This is a genomic window from Actinoallomurus liliacearum, assembly GCF_039542035.1.
GTDB lineage: Bacteria > Actinomycetota > Actinomycetes > Streptosporangiales > Streptosporangiaceae > Actinoallomurus > Actinoallomurus liliacearum.
Genome location: NZ_BAABHJ010000008.1, coordinates 643501 through 659334 on the forward strand (window position 1 = coordinate 643501; position 15834 = coordinate 659334).

A 15834-nucleotide genomic window follows, 5' to 3' on the forward strand; every position below is an offset into this window, starting at 1 on the left:
TCTCGCGGTTGGTCGTTGCCGCGCGCCCGTCTGCAATAGGCTGCTCGGCATGAGTCACCCGGAACGGCTCGGAGCCTCGGGTGGCGGGCAGGTCAGCACAATCGCGGAGCCCCCTCACATGACCGGGAACCCCCCGCTGGCCGAGTTCGCCGCGCGCCATGGGCTCAAGAAGAGCGCCGCTCGTCCCCCCCTCGGTGAGTACATCCGCCAGCTCTGGCAGCGACGTCACTTCATTTGGGCGTTCGCCTCGGCCAAGAGCGTCGCGATGTACACCGAGTCGCGTCTCGGCCAGCTTTGGCAGGTTCTCACTCCCCTGCTGAACGCCCTGGTCTATTACCTGATCTTCGGTCTGTTGCTGGGCCGCAGCGGGGACGTGTCGAAGTACATCCCGTACCTGGTGACCGGCATCTTCTTCTTCCACTTCACCCAGCGGTCGGTGACCTCGGGCGCCAAGTCGGTGCAGACCAGCATGTCGCTGATCAGGGCACTGCACTTCCCGCGGGCCACGCTGCCGTTCTCCTACACGATCGTGGAGCTCCAGCAGCTGTTCGCGTCCATGGGCGTGCTGCTGGTGATCATGCTCGGCTTCCAGGAGTGGCCCACCTGGCAGTGGGCGCTGATCATTCCGATCCTCCTGCTCCAGCTGATGTTCAACATCGGCGTGAGTCTCGTGGTCGCCAGGATCGGCGCGTTCGTCCCGGACCTCAGCCAGCTGCTGCCGTTCATCCTCCGGACCTGGCTCTACTTCTCCGGGATCATGTTCTCGATGTACACCCTGAGCTCCAAGGTCCCCACGTGGGCCATGCGGGTCATGGAGGCCAACCCCGGCTCGGTGTACGTCGAGCTCGCCCGCCGCTCGCTGATGGGCTCCTACCGCCACGACCTGGCCCACATGAAGGCGAAGTACGCCGAGAAGTGCGCGGCCGGCGGCACCACCCACAAGCAGATCGTCGCGGCGGCGAACGCCTGCAAGCAGCACGCCGAACTGGTCTCGACCAACCACATGATCTGGATCTACGCCGTGGGCTGGGCCGTGGTCGCCTTCGCGGTGGGCTTCTGGTTCTTCCACCGCGCCGAGGAGAGGTACGGCCGTGGCTGACGCCGTCAAGGAGAAGGTCAAGGTGTCCGCAGCCCCCGACGGGTCGGCTCCCCCGGTGGTGATCGACGAGAACCGCGAGCCCATCGTCATCGTCGACGACCTGCACATCATCTACCGCGTTTACGGCGCGGGCGGCAAGGGCAACGCCAACAACGCCATCATGCGCATCCTGCGCCGGCAGAACCGCCCGTCGATGAAGGAGGTCCACGCGATCCGCGGGATGTCCTTCGTCGCCTACAAGGGCGACGCGATCGGCGTCATCGGCACCAACGGTTCGGGCAAGTCCACGCTGCTGAAGGCGATCGCCGGGCTGCTGCCGCCGCAGCAGGGCGGCGTCTACACCGAAGGCCAGCCGTCGCTGCTCGGCGTCAACGCCGCGCTGATGAACGACCTGACCGGCGAGCGCAACATCGTGCTCGGCTGCCTGGCGATGGGCATGACGCCGGACGAGGTCAAGGCGAAGTACGACGAGATCGTGAAGTTCGCCGGGCTGAAGGAGGGCTTCATCCAGCTGCCGATGCGGGCGTACTCCTCCGGCATGGGCTCGCGGTTGCGGTTCGCGATCGCCGCGTCGAAGTCCCACGACGTGCTGCTGATCGACGAGGCGCTGGCCACCGGCGACGCGAAGTTCCGGCGCAAGAGCGCCGCCAAGATCGACGAGCTGCGCAAGGAGGCCGGTGCGGTCTTCCTCGTCGCCCACCAGCTCGACTCGATCCGGGAGATGTGCAACCGGGTGCTGTGGGTGGACGAGGGCCGGCTCATCATGGACGGTGACACCGACACGGTCGTCGACGCCTACGTCGAGGCCACCGGTAAGTGATCGAAGCCCGCTTCGGAGGTCGGACGTTCCGGGGAAGCGACCTCCGAAGCGGGCTCTCGCCGGATCATCCGGGGTCCGGCACGCTGCCCCGCAGCTGGAAGTGCGACTGGGCGGCATTCCAGAGCCGGGTGAAGTTGCCCTGGTAGGCGCCGTAGATGTCGGCCCCCTCGATGGTGATCATCGTTTCGTCGTTGTGCCGCAGCGCCGGCTCGGTGTAGTTCGGGCTGCCCGTGATGACGACCTTGCGGGGCCGCCCGGCGTACGTGCCGTTGATCAGGACGTACTTCGAGTGGGCGAAGGCGTCGACCTCGTCGCCGGTCTCGTCGTCGTCGTACATGTAGTGGCTGCTCAGTAGGTCCGGCCCGCCGTCCTGTTCGAGGATCTCGCGGGCCCGGTCGCTCAGGTTCGTGTAGATGACCCGCACGTCGCAGCCCTGGTGGGACAGCGACCAGAGCCGCTCGGCGACGTCCGTACGGCTGAGGTTGAAGGTCGTGACGCGCACCGAGGTACCGCCCGCGCAGCCGACGCGTCCGAGCAGCGCGTACAGGGTGTCGGTCTTGGCCGAGTCGCCCGCGCGGGGGAAGGTGTACGCGGTGACGCGCCCGCTGCGGGTCACCCGGTAGTGGTCCCGCTCGTGGTGCCGGGCGGCCAGCGCGCCGAAGTAGCGGACGTACGCGTCGTAGAGCCGCGCGTCGCTGATCGTGAAGGCGTTGTTCCAGGCGTTGACGCGGTTGCGCGTGGTCAGGTTGGCCGAGGACTGCACGACGACGTTCCGGGCCCGCCCGGTGCGGGAGAACAGGAAGAACTTGTTGTGCATGATCGTGTCGCCGACGCAGCCCTTGTGGCAGGCCACCACCCACGATGAGCTCTTGCGGCTGGTCCCCAGGGCCCGCTCGACGCGGCGGTAGGCGTCGTTGTCGCGGGTGCTCGCGTCGACGACCAGTTGGACGTGCGCGCCGCGTTTCTTGGCGTCGATCAGGGTCCGGGCGAACGCCTGCGACGTGAACATGAACACCGCGATCCGGATCACCGCGCCCCGGGGCGCACCGGCCGTCAACTGGTTGACGTGGTGGGCGATGGCGTTCTGCTCCGCCGCCGATCCGGAGGGGACGTTGAACACCGCGGAGGGCCGCAGGGCGGCCGTCGGGGCGATCCCCGGGTCGGCTCCGAGGGCTCCCGGCACGGCGGTGCCCCGCGCCGTGTCCGCCGCGGCCACCGGTGCCGTCGACCGGGCCGGCGTGGAGGCGCTGGCGATGGCGACCGCACTGACGGCGGCAATGGCAAGTCCACGCATGTCCTGACTTCTCCCCGTTTCCTGGGCGAGCGGCCTACCCCGTACGCCGCCCAGAGCTCGACTGATATAGATCACGCACTGTAGCGCTTCAGTCACACAGAACACACGGGTTACCCAAGAAAAGCCACGGATGCGGACCTGTGCGGCAACTGCCGCTGGAAGCCCGGCCAAGATCGATCTACTTTCGAGGGAGGAACCTCTGCACGGGGAAGGTCCCATGCCGGATCGACGTCCGCTGTCCCGACACGACTTCCTCTCCCGCCGTCTCCTCCGTTCCGTCACTTCCGTCACTCCGTCCGCGACCACCCACCGGTGAGGGTCCTCGAGGCGCGGGGCCTGGTGAAGGTGTACGAAGGCCCCCGTAAGAAGCACGTGCGCGCGCTGGACGGCGTGGACCTGGCCGCCGAGCAGGGTGAGTGCCTCGCCTTGCTCGGAGCCGCGGGCGCGGGCAAGACCACGCTCCTGCGCACCATCGCCGGCCTGGAGTCCCCGACCCTGGGCGAGGTCTACCTCGGCGGCCACCTGATGAACGGCCTGCCGCCGAGGATCCGCCGGGTGGGGCTCGTGGTCCCGTCGTACGCCCTGTATCCGCACAAGAGCGTGCGCGGCAACATCGAGTTCCCGCTCAAGGCCGAGCGCGTGCCGCGCGCGATGCGCGAACGCAAGGCGCGGTGGGCGGCCGACCTGCTCGGCATCCCCGGTCTGCTGGGCCGCCGCCCCGGCCGGCTGTCCGCGGACGAGCGCCGCCGGGTGGCCCTGGCCCGCGCCCTGGTCCGGGAACCGGCCGTGCTGCTGCTCGACGAGCCGCTCTCGGGCGTCGACCCCCGCCTGCGCGCCGCCGCCCGCGACGAACTGCGGGCGCTGCAGCGGCGGCTCGGCACCGCGATGATCTGTGTGACCCACGACCAGGCCGAGGCGACCGGTCTCGGCGACCGCGTCGCGATCCTGGACGCCGGGCGGCTCCGCCAGGTCGGCACGCCCCAGGACCTCTACGACGAGCCGGTCGACACCTTCGTCGCGACCCTCATCGGCACGCCCCCGATGAACCTCGTGCCGCGCGGCGACCGGCTCATCGGCTTCCGCCCCGAGCACCTGCTGCCCGCGGAGGAGGTTCCGCCGGAGGGACGCGTCACGATGCCACTGCGCATCGACCGGATCGAGCACCTGTCGGGCGACCGGCACGTGTACGGCTCGGTGACGCGGATCGGCCGCGAGACACGGGTGATCGCACGGCTGCCCGCCACCGTGACCACCCCGCTCGCCGCCGGGCGGACCCACGAGTTCGCCGTGCCGGGCGACCGTGTGCGCTTCTTCGACGCCGCGTACGGCAACCGCACGGCGCCCGTACGGATCGGCGGGTGAGCCGGATGACGGCGAACACCGCGCCGCGCGCCCGCCGCCGAGGCGCGCTCGCGGACCGGGAGGGCCTGCTCACCTGGCTGTTCCTGCTGCCGTCGGTCATCTACCTGACGGCGCTGGTCCTCCTGCCGGTCGCACTCGCGGTCGCGCTGGCGCTGTCCGGGGTGACGGCGGCGGCCCCCGCGTACCGGTTCACCGGCGTCCGGCATTTCGGCTCGCTGCTGGGGGACGGCGCGTTCTGGCGGGCGCTCGGCGACACGCTGCTGATCACCGGCGTCACCACCGTCCTCGTGCTGGCCGGCGGGCAGGCCCTCGCCCACGTCCTGGCGGCCCGCTTCCGCGGCCGGTGGGCGGTCCGGCCGCTCGTGCTGCTGCCCTGGGTCACGCCGGCCGCGCTCTCGGCGACCTCCTGGCGGTGGCTGCTGGACTCCCCGCACTCCCCGGCCGGCCCGCTGCTGCGGGCCGCCGGCGTCGCGTCCTGGCACGGACGGCCCGCCGTGGCCCTGGGCGCGGTCGTCGCCGTGCACGTCTGGCGGCTGACGCCCCTGGCCGCCGTGGTGCTGACGGCCGGGCTCGCCGCCGTGCCCCGCGACGTACGGGACGCCGCGCGCGTCGACGGCGCGGGCGCGGTACGGCGGGCGCTCGAGGTGACGCTCCCGCTCGCACTGCCGTCGATCACGGTGGCCGCCCTGCTGACCGCGGTCCTCACCGGCGCCGACGCGGCGATCGGCGCCGTGCTGACCGGCCCGGGCGGCCCGCCGCGGCCGCTCGCCGTGCTCGCCTTCGCGCAGGGTGTCGACGGCGGCGCCCTCGGACGCGGCGCGGCGATCGCCGTCCTGCTCCTGCCGCTGCCGCTGGCCGGAATGGTCGGCCTGCTCCGGCTCGCCCGCCGGCGCGCGGATTCGGAGGGCCCGTGAGCGAGCGGAGCGAGCGAACCATGAGCACAGCGCGTCCGGTCACTCCCCCGACGAAGGAGGGCCCATGACGAGCGGAGCGAGCGAACCATGAGCACAGCGCGTCTGGTCACTCCCCGACGAAGGAGGGCCCATGACGAGCGGAGCGAGCGAACCATGAGCACAACACTTCTGGTCACTCCCCCGACGGAGGAGGCCGCGTGAACGTCGGGGGGCTGGCCGCGCGTACGGCGGCGCGGGAACTCGCCCGGCAGCGGCGGCGTCAGACCCTGCGCCATGCCCTGGCGCGCCCGGTGCTCTACGCGCTGGCGACCGGGACTTCGGTGCTCTGCGCGGCACCGTTCTTGTGGAGCCTGTGGACGGCCGCCCGGGAGGTCCGGGTCGAGGAGAGCGTGCGCCTGCTGCGGACGACCTCGTACGGATCATGGGTGGCGCACACGCTGGTCGTCGGCGCGCTCGTCACCATCGCCACGCTGCTCCTCGCCCTGCCGGCCGCGTACGCGCTGAGCCGGAGGCGGTGGGGTGGCGCGGTGGGCCGGATCGTCGCCGTCCTCGCCCTCGTGCCGTCCGTGCTGCTCGCCCTGCCGCTGTCGTGGGCCGCGGACGCGCTCGGGCTCGGCGGCTCCCTGTGGACGCTCGTGCTCGTCGAGCCGGTGGTCACCGTCCCGGTGGCGGTGCTGCTGTTCGGCGGCTTCCTGCGGGCCGTCCCCCTGGCCCTCGAGGAACAGGCGCTCGTGGACGGGCACAGCCGTCTCGCGGCGTTCCTGCGGGTCGTCGTGCCGCTGCTGCGGCCCGCGATCGCCGCCGTCGCGGTCCTGGCGTTCACGCTGGCGGCCGGGGACTTCGTGTACGCGCGGGCACTGGCCGGGGCGCACTTCACGGTGGCCGCCGGCGTCCCCGCCCGGCTCGACCACGGGACGGCGCCCCTGTGGCGGGCCCTGCAGTTGGGCGTCGCGGCAGTCGCCATCCCGCTCGCGGCGGCGGCCGGCCTTGTACTGGAAAGAGTCATCGCGGCGTCGGCGGCCGTCGCCGGCCGGACGTAACCGCCGAATCGGGGGCGCAGCGGCGGCACGCCGGAGATGCGCCCCCGATTCACGATCGGCTCAGGTTCCCCAGACGTCGGTGTCGGGGAGCTTGGTGTGGCGCCCGGAGAACGGGTTGAAATCGGCGCTTATCTTCGAACGATTCTGGCGAACCTGGTTCAGGCTGGAATTGTCAGCGCCGGAAGTGGACTCGGGCTTGGCCGGAGCCGACTCCGTCGGCCCTTCGACGCCTTTCGCCGGCCGAACGGCGCCGAGACCGGAGCCCGAGTCATCGCCAATCTTCGTGCCCGGAGCACCGCCTGAATCCGACTGACCGGTGTTCGGCTGCGGATTCACGGCGTATGCGGGCGCTGCGGCCGCGCCGAGCGCGGCCGTCAGCACGGCGCCGGCCAAGACGATCGCCTTGAGGTTCATACGCTCTCCCTTCGAATAGGACGGGCAGCGTGAGAAGCCACCCGCATCGCCACGCGAAAGGTGAATACCCGTGATCACGGCGTCGCCACGAATTCCATGCGGCCTTTGCGGACTATCTACATGTCGGCGGATGACACAGGGCCACATGCCGCAAATTGAACTCCGAATCAGCCGGAATCCGCGACAAATGGCGATAGTCCCCGGCCCGGTGGCCGGGGCGGCTCCGGTCACCGTCTCGTACGGGGCGGATCACCGCGGCCGAAGTGGGCACGGCTGATAGGACTTAGACGTATCCGTCGAACCGACCGAGGAGGTTGCCATGGCAGGCCGGCCACCGCTGCCGCACGAATTCCTGCCCGAGGTCCCGTCCTTCACCGTGACCAGCGACGACGTCGCGCACGGCGAGCGGTTGTCCAACGCGCACGTGTTCAACGACTGGGGGTTCAACGGCGAGAACCGCTCCCCGCACCTGCGCTGGGAGGGCGCCCCCGCGGAGACCAAGAGCTTCGCCGTCACCTGCTACGACCCGGACGCCCCCACCGGAAGCGGCTTCTGGCACTGGGTCCTGTACGACATCCCCGCGTCCGTGACCGAGCTGCCGGCCGGTGCGGGCGGCGGTGACTTCAAGGGGCTCCCCGAGGGCGCCGAGCACGCCCGTAACGACTACGGGACCAAGGAGTTCGGCGGGGCCGCTCCGCCTCCGGGAGCGCCGCACCGCTACGCCTTCACCGTGCACGCGCTGGACGTCGAGAACCTCGGCGTCCCCGAGGACGCGTCGCCCGCCGTCGTCGGCTTCAACATCACCGGGCACACTCTGGGCCGCGCGCAGATCGTCCCCGAGTACGAGAGCTGACGGCTCCGCACCCGCCGGGGCGGGCCGGTGCGCCCGCCGGCCCGCCCCGGCGGCTTACACTCGGCCCGTGATCGAACTGGTGCGCCTGGACCATCTGGTGCTGACCGTTGAGGACGTCGAACGGACCGTCGGGTTCTACACCCGCGTCCTCGGGATGGAGCCGGTCACCTTCGGCGGCGGCCGCAGAGCGCTGAACTTCGGGCCACACAAGATCAACCTGCATCGGCGGGGAGCGGAGTTCGAGCCGAAGGCCGCCCGCCCGACGCCGGGCTCGGCGGACCTCTGCCTGATCACCGGTACGCCGATCGACGCCGTGGTGCGCCACCTCGAGGACTGCGGTGTGCCGATCGAGGAGGGACCCGTCGGACGTACCGGCGCGCAGGGGCCGATCACCTCGGTGTACTTCCGCGACCCGGACGGCAACCTCATCGAGGTCTCGGCGTACTGAGCAGAGGGTTCGTTCGTGGGGCCGCACAGGCGTACGGCCCCACGGTCATCGGTGTCAGGTCACCGAGAGGGTCGTGCGAACCGGTCGGTCAGAGGGATGGGCCCGCCGCGACGACGTCGTGCGCCGTCACGTCTCCGCCCGGGACGTGCCCCTCGAACGGGAACCGGTCGCCGAAGGCCGGCCGCAGATCCGTCAGCCACACGGCCTCCGGGTCGTACTTGGCGAAGAACGGCCGGTTGACGAACTCCGGGTCGCGGCACTGGATGAAGTGCAGCATGAACAGCTTCTCCCCGCCGATCTCGACGACGCCGTCGACGCAGACCTTGCCGGGGGTGGCGGACATGGACGGACCGCGAACGGTGCGGCAGAGCCCGGAGGTGTTCTTGTACGCGTCCCGAAAGATCTCGTAGGCGCGGGCGAGCGGCACGGCGAAGTAGTCCTGTGGGCCGGTGTCACGTTCCACGAACATGTAGTACGGGATCATGCCCATCCGCAACTGTCGCCGCCACATGGTCTCCCAGGTCAGCGGCGCGTCGTTGATCGTGCGGATGAGCGGGGCCTGGGTACGGATCACCGCGCCGGTGGAGCGGATGCGCCTGGTCGCCTCGGACACCAGATGCGGTTCGAGCTCGCGCGGGTGGGTGAAGTGGGCCATGAACGCCAGGTTCTTGCCCGAGTTGACGACCTTCTCGAACAGGCGAAGCGTGTCGTCCGCGTCGGGGTCGGTGACCCAGCGCTGCGGCCAGTAGGCCAGGGCCTTGCTGCCGATCCGGATGGACTCGAGCTGCTCGAGTTCCAGCAGCGGCTCGACGTAGCGCCGCAGGACGGGCTCACCCATGATCATCGGGTCGCCGCCCGTGATCAGGACGCTCGTGACCTCCGGGTGCGCGCGCAGGTAGCGCTTGAGCCGGTCGACGTCGTCGCCCGCCATCTTCAGGTCGGGCTCGCCGACGAACTGCGCCCACCGGAAGCAGTAGGTGCAGTAGGCGTGACAGGTCTGGCCCTGCTTGGGGAAGAACAGCACGGTCTCGGGGTACTTGTGCTGCACCCCGGGCATCGGTTCCTCGTGGAGGGTCGGGACGTTGAGCTGCAACTGTCCCGCCGGGTGCGGGTTGAGTTTCAGCCGGACCTCGTGGGCGGCGGCGTTCACCTCGGCGCGGGGCGCCCCCCGACGCAGCAGGTCGGAAATGCGGGCGACGTCCTCCGCGGGGAGCATGTCCTCCTGCGGGAAGACGAGCCGGTAGATGGGGTCGTCCGGGGCGGCGGACCAGTCGATCAGTTCATCGACGACGTAGCTGTTGGTGCGGAACGGCAGGACCGTGGCGACCGCCTGGATTGCCAGGCGTTGCTCGGTGGTCAGCCCGGCGCGAGCGGTGAGCTCGTCCAGATGCTTCGCCGTGAAGGCGCGGAACCTGCGGCCGGTGGTGTTCACCGCGGCCGGCGCCGCGTCATTGACCAAGGTCACGTTGACGTTACTCCTCCAAGTCGACGGGAAACGCGCAAGCAGGAGACGCGCGGACCGGGCCGAAGGCCCCGCCGCAGGCGACTCACTGTGGAGATCTCCTCCTTCACAGTCGGACCGCGACGCCATCGCGTCGCGGCATGCCACGCTCCCCACCCCCAATGAACCTGTTGAGCCCCGTTTCTTACGAATTTGATACCCGTAGAGAGGCTTACCGATGCGCAGGCGTGGGTCCCCCCTAAATGATCAACGTTCGAACGGGCGCGGAAGTGTCAGGCCGACACGCGACCCCAGTTAGTGATCTTGTCGGAGGGCTACGCCATACTGCGGGTGACAAATCCCAGCAGCGACAGAGGCCACCGTGGTCAGCGGTGTCCCTGCCGCCCCACGAGGAGAGGTCGTGGGCAGACACCGTAAGCGCCGCGCGGCACCCCGGCTGAGCCGCAGGATCGCGCTGCTCTCGGCCGGCCTGCTCATTCCCTGCACCGGCGGCGCCGCCGTACTCGCCGCGACGACCGACCTGGACCAGCACGCGGTCCCGTCGTCCCGTTCGCGCGCCGCCTCCCGGCCCGGTGCGGCGATCACGGAGGTGCCCGGCTCGCGCTCGCGCCCGGCCACCGACCGCCCGGCGCCCACCGCCTCCCCGACCACGGCGGCTCCGGATCCGACCGCCTCGGCCGCTCCGGCCGCCGACGTCCCCTTCGCGCCGTACGCCGACGTGCTGAGCTGGCCGCCGCTGGACTTCGCCAAGACCTCGACGCGGACGGGCGTACGGGACTACACGCTCGGATTCGTCGCGGCCGGCCAGGGGTGCACGCCGACCTGGGGCGGCCTGACGCCGCTCGACGACGCGGTCGTCCGCAAGCAGCTCAAGAAGGTCCCCGGCGAGACCATCGTGTCCTTCGGCGGCCCGCACGCCACCGAACTCGCCGGCGGCTGCGCCGACACCGACGCGCTCACCACGGCGTACCGCTCCGTGCTGACCACCACCAAGGCCGAGCGGATCGACTTCTACCTCACCGACAAGGCGCTGGCCGACGGCGCGGCGGCGGGCCGCCGCGCCGAGGCGCTCGCCCGGCTGCAGCACGACCGGCCCGGCCTGCGGGTGTCGTTCACCGTTCCGCTGCGCCGCTCCGGTCTCGCCGACGACGCGCTCGCCGCGCTGCGGTCGGCGATGACGGCCGGCGTCGACGTCTCGATCGTGGACCTCGTCCCCGCCGGCGGGACCGGATCGACCGTGATCGCCTCCGCGACCACCGCCCACGGCCAGCTCGAGCGGCTTTACCACCAGGACGCCGACTCGGTGTGGCGGCGGATGGGCGTCGCGCCCGTCATCGGGGTGACGGGCACCGGCACCGGGGTGCAACCCGCCGACGCCCGGCAGATCCGTACGTGGGCCACCGCCCGTCACCTGGGCCGCCTGTCGATGTGGTCGATCACCCGGGACACGCCGTGCACCGCGGACACCACCGCGCAGAACGACACGTGCAGCGGGCTCGACGAGGACCCCGGAGTCTTCTCCAGAATCTTGCAAGGATCGTAAGAACCTGCAGCTCTGCGGCTTAAGTCCACCGCCGTTGGGTAGTCCCATGGACTCACTCGGGACGCCTAGATTGGAAGCTGTGACTTCGGCGAGACCTGCGCGTGAGGCGGCGATGATTCCGGCGTTCCTGCCGGTCCTCGCCGCCGTCGCAGGCGTCGTCTACAGCTCCTGGATCCTGCAGTTCCTGATCGACCCGAAGCTGGACGCGGTCAACGGGTACGTCAGCGAGCTGTCCGCCACCGACCAGCCGTACCACGGGTTCTTCTCCGGCTGTGACTTCCTCGCGGGCGCCTTGTCGATCGTGGTCGCGGCCGTCGTACTGCGCCGGCTGCGGCCGCGCGGCTGGGCGCTCGTCGGCTGGGCGGCCCTGCTGTGGTTCGGCGTCTTCTCGATCGGCGACTCCCTGTTCGCCATGGACTGCGCGCCGAACTCCGACCCGACCTGCGCGCTGCGCGAGCGGGCCGGGACCGTGTCGTTCGCCCACGAGTTCCACTCGGTGACGAGCACGCTCGTCGTCACCAGCGGCATCGTCAGCCTCATCGCCCTGACCATCGCCGCCCGCCGGTACGGCCGCTGGCCGGTGCTCGCCCGCTGGAGCTGGCCCGTCATGGTCGTGGAGACGGGCACCGCGCTGGGCACGCTGCCGCTGATGTACTTCGGTCTGATGCTGGGCGTCATGGAGCGCGTGCAGGTGACGGTGATCTCCGTGTGGCTGTTCGTCATCGCCGTCGAGCTGTACACCGGCCGGCGGCGCGCCCGCGTCGCATGGACCGCTCTCCGCCCGGTCGGGCCGCCTGACGATCGGAGCGCCGTACGGGAGCAGGCCGCCAGCCCGTGAACGACCGCCTGCCCGGCGATCTCATGACCGTCGGCGGAGACCACCTGCACGTCGTCGCGGAGGGTACGGGGAAGCCTCCCCTGCTGCTCAGCGCGGGGCTCGGCGGCGCCTGGTTCGACTGGATCCCGGTCGTCTCCCTCCTGCGCGACGCGTACCGCGTGATCGCCTTCGACCGGCCCGGCCTCGGCGGCAGCCCGCCCGTACGGCGCGCCGCGACCCTCCGCGCGGAGGCCGACCGGCTGGCCGAGCTGGCCCGGTGGGCGGGGGCGCCGGTCGTCCTGGTCGCGCACTCGTTCGCCGGGTTCCACGCCGAGGCGTTCGCCCGGCTCCACCCGGAGCTGGTCGGCGGCATGGTGCTGGTCGATCCCAGCGCGGAGCCGCGCCCGCCGAAGTACTCCCGCCCGCTCACCCGCCTCGAGCCCCTCGCGCGCCTCGCCGGCACGGTCGCCGGCGCGACCGGCGTCGCCCGGCTGGCGGGCCCCGCCGCGTACGGCCTGGCGATGCGGCTGCTGACCACGCGCGGGAACGTCGCGCCTCCGGAGTACGTCCAGGTGGTGTGCACACGCGGGCACGTCCTGGGCACCCTCCTCGCAGAGGACTCCGTCTACCGCCAGATGGCCGTGGACCTGCTCACGCTGCGGTGCCACCGGGAGTTCCCCGACATCCCGCTGCGGGTGATCACCGCCCTGGGCGACATGCGGGGCGGCCGGGACGCGTGGCGACGCGCGCACGCCGACCTCGCGGCGCTCAGCCCGCGCGGCCGGCAGGTCGTCCTGCCCGACGTCGGGCATCTCGTGCAGATCGACCGGCCCGAGGCCGTGGCAGAGGCGGTCCGGGACCTGTGAAGGCCGTCATCCTCGCCCTGATCCCGCTGCTCATGGTGGGGAGGTGCGAGAACCCCGTCCGCAAGGTCGCGGAGAGCTCGCTGCGCAACGCGACGGCCCGCGGCGCGGCCGACGAGCTGCGCGGCCTCGGGTACACGGTCCGCCCGGGGATGCGCTGCCGTACGCTGTCGGCCGACACGCTGTCGGTCGTCCGGGTGCAGTGCGTCGGCCGGACCCGCCGCGGCGAGCCGGTCCGGGTGAACGCCGTCGCCTACCAGGCGAACTCCCCTCATCCCCGTCAGGAGTACGTGATCACGGTGAGCGGCCGCGAGGTCGTACGCAGACCCTGCCTCGGCCAGGGCTGCCAGGACCCGCAATGACGGGACCGGTCGAGGGGCGCGCCGGGAAGCGGCCGAACGCGCCAGGCGAGGGCCGGCTGGACGCGCGGGCCGACCGGCCCGGCGAGCCGGCCGGGGGCCCGCGGGTCGCGGTGGACGCGATGGGCGGCGACGACGCCCCCGAGCAGGTGGTGGCCGGCGCCGTGGCCGCGGTCCGCGAGCACGGCGTCCGCGTCGTCCTGGTCGGCCACGCCCGCCGCGTCCGGGACCTGCTCCGCGAGCACGACGCGCTGGGCGAGGTCCCGATCGCGCACGCCGAGGACGCCCTCGCCATGGACGCGGGCGCGCTGGCCGGGTGGCGGCGGCCGCGTTCGTCCGTGGCGGTCGCCTGCCACCTGATCCGGCGCGGGCACGCCGCCGCGCTGGTGTCGGCCGGGTCGACCGGCGGCGTGGTGGCGACCTCCCGCCTGCGCCTGCGCGGGCAGCCCGGGGTCATGCGGCCGGCGCTCGCCGTGGTCCTGCCCACGCGCCCGCGCCCGACGGTGCTCCTCGACGCCGGCGCGACCGCCGACGCCAAGCCCGAGATGCTCGTCCAGTTCGCCACGCTCGGCACCGCGTACGCCCGCATCCGGCTCGGCGTGCCCGCACCACGGGTCGGGCTGCTGACGATCGGCGAGGAGGCCGGCAAGGGCAACAAGCTGACCCGCCGCGCCCACGAGCTGCTGTCCGGGGACCTGCCGGGCGTCGACTTCGTCGGCAACATCGAGGGCGGCGACCTGCTGGCCGGCGCGGTCGACGTGGTCGTCACGGACGGATTCACCGGCAACGTCGCGCTCAAGACCGTCGAAGGGGCCGTACGGCTCGCGGTGACGGAGATGCGCGCGGCGATCGGCTCCGGCCTGCTCGCCCGCGTCGGCACGCTGCTGCAGCGCCGCCAGTTGCGCCGGCTGCGGGACCGCCTGGACCCGGAGACGCACGGCGGCGGCGTCCTCCTCGGCCTGAACGGCACCGTGGTCATCGCCCACGGCGCCTCCCGCGCGCCCGGGATCGCCGCGGCCTGCGTCCTCGCCCGCGACCTGGCCGCCGGCCGGATCGTCGAACAGATCGGCGAAGGCCTCGCCGCCACCCGCCAGAACCGCTTCTCCCGCCGCCCCCACACCGAACCGGACCCCGGCGCCCCTCCTGATATCACAAGCCCGACACCTGGCCCTGGCTGATGATCAAGCACAATCCCACCAGACGTAAGACGTAATGTCTTACACAGCCCGTGGTTCCAGGCCGCTTTCGGGCGGTTCGGCGGCTCGCGTGGGGTCGTTCGCCGAGCGTTTCGCCTGCTGCCGGATGGTCGGGCGAGGTCAGCGGCCTGCGATGTCCGTGTCTCGTCAGCCGGTCGAGCCGACGACCGTGAACTCCAGGCCGGCGCGCTGGAGGCGGGCCAGGAGGGGGTCGCCCATCGCCTCGGCCGTGGTGACCTGGCCGGCGGTCTCGGGCAGGTCGTCGAAGGCCAGGCACAGGGCGGACTCGGCGAGCATCTTGGCGGTCTCCTCGTAGCCGGGATCGCCGCCGGAGACCTTGGTCACGACCTTCCGGCCGCCGCCCTCCCCGGCGAAGTGCACGCTGAACCAGCTCCTCGCCCGTCTCTCCGGCGACGGGCCGTCTCCGGAGACGAAGCGGTCGAGCAGCCGGTCCCGTACGGGGCCGAGCCGGGCGGCCGCCATGAGCCCCGCCGACCCGGCGGCCAGGCCGACGGCGGACGTCAGGTGCCGGACCCCCGCGAAGTGGCTGTAGGCGAAGTCGGGCCCGTAGCGATCGAGGGCGGTCGCGGAGCGCCGGACCACGTCGGGATCCAGGGTCGGCAACGGCAGTGCCCAGGCGCCCAGCCCGGCGTTGCGGTGCGGGCGCCCCTGAACGGCGCGGATCCGGCGGCCCGTCACGGAAGGTTCCGCCCGGAGTCGTTCGCGGTGGAGCCTGGCCGCCTCGCGCAAGTGCGCCGCCGCCATGATGGCGGAGTGCACGGTGCCGCTGGACGGCACGCCGCTGGCCCGGACGTACCCGCGCACGCTCAGCGGGACGTCCTCGGGGAGCCGCTGGACGGTGAAGTAGACGCCGAGGTCGTGCGGCACCGAGTCGAACCCGCACGCGTGCACGAGCCGCGCCCCGGTCTCGGCCGCTCGCGCGTGGTACTTGAGGTACATCAGGTCGACGAACTCCGGCTCCCCGGTGAGGTCGACGTAGTCGGTGCCGGCCTCGGCGCACGCGGCCACGAGCGGCTCACCGTAGGTGACGTACGGGCCGACCGTGCTGATCACCACCCGGGCGGCCGCGGCGATCTCCCGGAGCGAGGCGGGGTCGGTCACGTCGGCGCGCAGCAGCGGCAGGTCCACGCCGAGGCGGTCGCGCAGCGCCTCCAGCTTGGCCGGGTTCCGCCCGGCGACCGCCCAGGTCCCGGTCCCGTGGGCCGCGAGGTACTCGGCGGTGAGGGCGCCGGTGAACCCGGTGGCGCCGAAGAGGACGATGTCGTACGGCCGGTCCATGGGTTTCCCTCCGTCGGACGTACCTGATTGCTTACCGCGTGCGCCGGGCTT

General features: G+C 71.9%; 16 protein-coding genes. 12 read left to right on the top strand and 4 right to left on the bottom strand.

Features of this window, described 5'->3' with window-relative positions:
* The first annotated feature begins 118 nt into the window (after nt 1-118).
* Nucleotides 119-1099 (top strand): ABC transporter permease, encoded by a 981-nt coding sequence (locus tag ABD978_RS17755; RefSeq protein ID WP_345354954.1) that lies wholly within the window; start codon nt 119-121, stop codon nt 1097-1099.
* The gene (locus tag ABD978_RS17760) at nt 1092-1919 is read left to right on the top strand and encodes an ABC transporter ATP-binding protein (protein WP_425550724.1); all 828 of its coding nucleotides are present in this window, start codon (nt 1092-1094) and stop codon (nt 1917-1919) included. Before ABD978_RS17755 ends, ABD978_RS17760 begins: the two co-directional genes overlap by 8 nt.
* A gap of 64 nt (nt 1920-1983) precedes the next feature.
* On the opposite strand, the gene ABD978_RS17765 is transcribed toward ABD978_RS17760, so the two are convergent.
* On the bottom strand, nt 1984-3213 hold the full coding sequence (locus ABD978_RS17765; protein ID WP_345354956.1) for a phospholipase D-like domain-containing protein: 1230 nt from the start codon (nt 3211-3213) through the stop codon (nt 1984-1986).
* Nucleotides 3214-3525: 312 nt separating this feature from the next.
* Between ABD978_RS17765 and ABD978_RS17770 the strand changes: the two genes are divergently transcribed.
* From ABD978_RS17770 to ABD978_RS17780, 3 genes are all read left to right on the top strand, one after another.
* Complete coding sequence (locus tag ABD978_RS17770; protein WP_345354958.1) at nt 3526-4575, top strand: ABC transporter ATP-binding protein; 1050 nt, start codon at nt 3526-3528, stop codon at nt 4573-4575.
* A gap of 5 nt (nt 4576-4580) precedes the next feature.
* Nucleotides 4581-5489: a carbohydrate ABC transporter permease gene (locus ABD978_RS17775; protein ID WP_345354960.1), complete on the top strand. Its 909-nt coding sequence runs from the start codon at nt 4581-4583 to the stop codon at nt 5487-5489.
* A 197-nt stretch (nt 5490-5686) separates the two neighbouring features.
* Nucleotides 5687-6529, top strand: a complete 843-nt coding sequence (locus tag ABD978_RS17780) for an ABC transporter permease subunit (RefSeq protein ID WP_345354962.1) — start codon at nt 5687-5689, stop codon at nt 6527-6529.
* Nucleotides 6530-6589: 60 nt separating this feature from the next.
* Here ABD978_RS17780 and ABD978_RS17785 read toward each other — a convergent pair whose 3' ends face one another.
* Entirely contained in the window at nt 6590-6943 is a 354-nt protein-coding gene (locus ABD978_RS17785; protein ID WP_345354964.1) for a hypothetical protein, read from the bottom strand.
* Between the two features lie 319 nt (nt 6944-7262).
* On the opposite strand from ABD978_RS17785, the gene ABD978_RS17790 reads away from it, so the two are divergent.
* Both ABD978_RS17790 and ABD978_RS17795 read left to right on the top strand, forming a co-directional pair.
* Complete coding sequence (locus tag ABD978_RS17790) at nt 7263-7796, top strand: YbhB/YbcL family Raf kinase inhibitor-like protein (RefSeq protein WP_345354966.1); 534 nt, start codon at nt 7263-7265, stop codon at nt 7794-7796.
* A gap of 67 nt (nt 7797-7863) precedes the next feature.
* Entirely contained in the window at nt 7864-8244 is a 381-nt protein-coding gene (locus tag ABD978_RS17795) for a VOC family protein (protein ID WP_345354968.1), read from the top strand.
* Nucleotides 8245-8332: 88 nt separating this feature from the next.
* Here ABD978_RS17795 and ABD978_RS17800 read toward each other — a convergent pair whose 3' ends face one another.
* Nucleotides 8333-9709 carry a KamA family radical SAM protein gene (locus ABD978_RS17800; protein ID WP_345354970.1) on the bottom strand — a complete coding sequence of 459 codons (1377 nt, stop codon included), beginning with the start codon at nt 9707-9709 and terminating at the stop codon, nt 8333-8335.
* A 397-nt stretch (nt 9710-10106) separates the two neighbouring features.
* Here ABD978_RS17800 and ABD978_RS17805 point away from each other — a divergent pair, with 397 nt between their 5' ends.
* The 5 genes from ABD978_RS17805 to plsX all read left to right on the top strand — a co-directional run bounded on the left by ABD978_RS17805 (nt 10107) and on the right by plsX (nt 14466).
* Nucleotides 10107-11249, top strand: coding sequence for a glycoside hydrolase family 18 protein (locus tag ABD978_RS17805; RefSeq protein ID WP_345354972.1), 1143 nt, complete (start codon nt 10107-10109; stop codon nt 11247-11249).
* 79 nt (nt 11250-11328) lie between these two features.
* Nucleotides 11329-12087 carry a DUF998 domain-containing protein gene (locus ABD978_RS17810; protein ID WP_345354975.1) on the top strand — a complete coding sequence of 253 codons (759 nt, stop codon included), beginning with the start codon at nt 11329-11331 and terminating at the stop codon, nt 12085-12087.
* The gene (locus ABD978_RS17815; protein WP_345354978.1) at nt 12084-12932 is read left to right on the top strand and encodes an alpha/beta fold hydrolase; all 849 of its coding nucleotides are present in this window, start codon (nt 12084-12086) and stop codon (nt 12930-12932) included. Before ABD978_RS17810 ends, ABD978_RS17815 begins: the two co-directional genes overlap by 4 nt.
* On the top strand, nt 12929-13291 hold the full coding sequence (locus tag ABD978_RS17820) for a hypothetical protein (RefSeq protein WP_345354981.1): 363 nt from the start codon (nt 12929-12931) through the stop codon (nt 13289-13291). Before ABD978_RS17815 ends, ABD978_RS17820 begins: the two co-directional genes overlap by 4 nt.
* A complete protein-coding gene (gene plsX, locus ABD978_RS17825) occupies nt 13288-14466 on the top strand; it encodes a phosphate acyltransferase PlsX (protein ID WP_345354984.1) in 1179 nt (392 codons plus the stop codon). Before ABD978_RS17820 ends, plsX begins: the two co-directional genes overlap by 4 nt.
* Before the next feature lie 165 nt (nt 14467-14631).
* Here the strand turns inward: plsX and ABD978_RS17830 are convergent, their stop codons facing one another.
* The gene (locus tag ABD978_RS17830) at nt 14632-15783 is read right to left on the bottom strand and encodes a saccharopine dehydrogenase family protein (protein WP_345354986.1); all 1152 of its coding nucleotides are present in this window, start codon (nt 15781-15783) and stop codon (nt 14632-14634) included.
* Between the last annotated feature and the right edge of the window lie 51 nt (nt 15784-15834).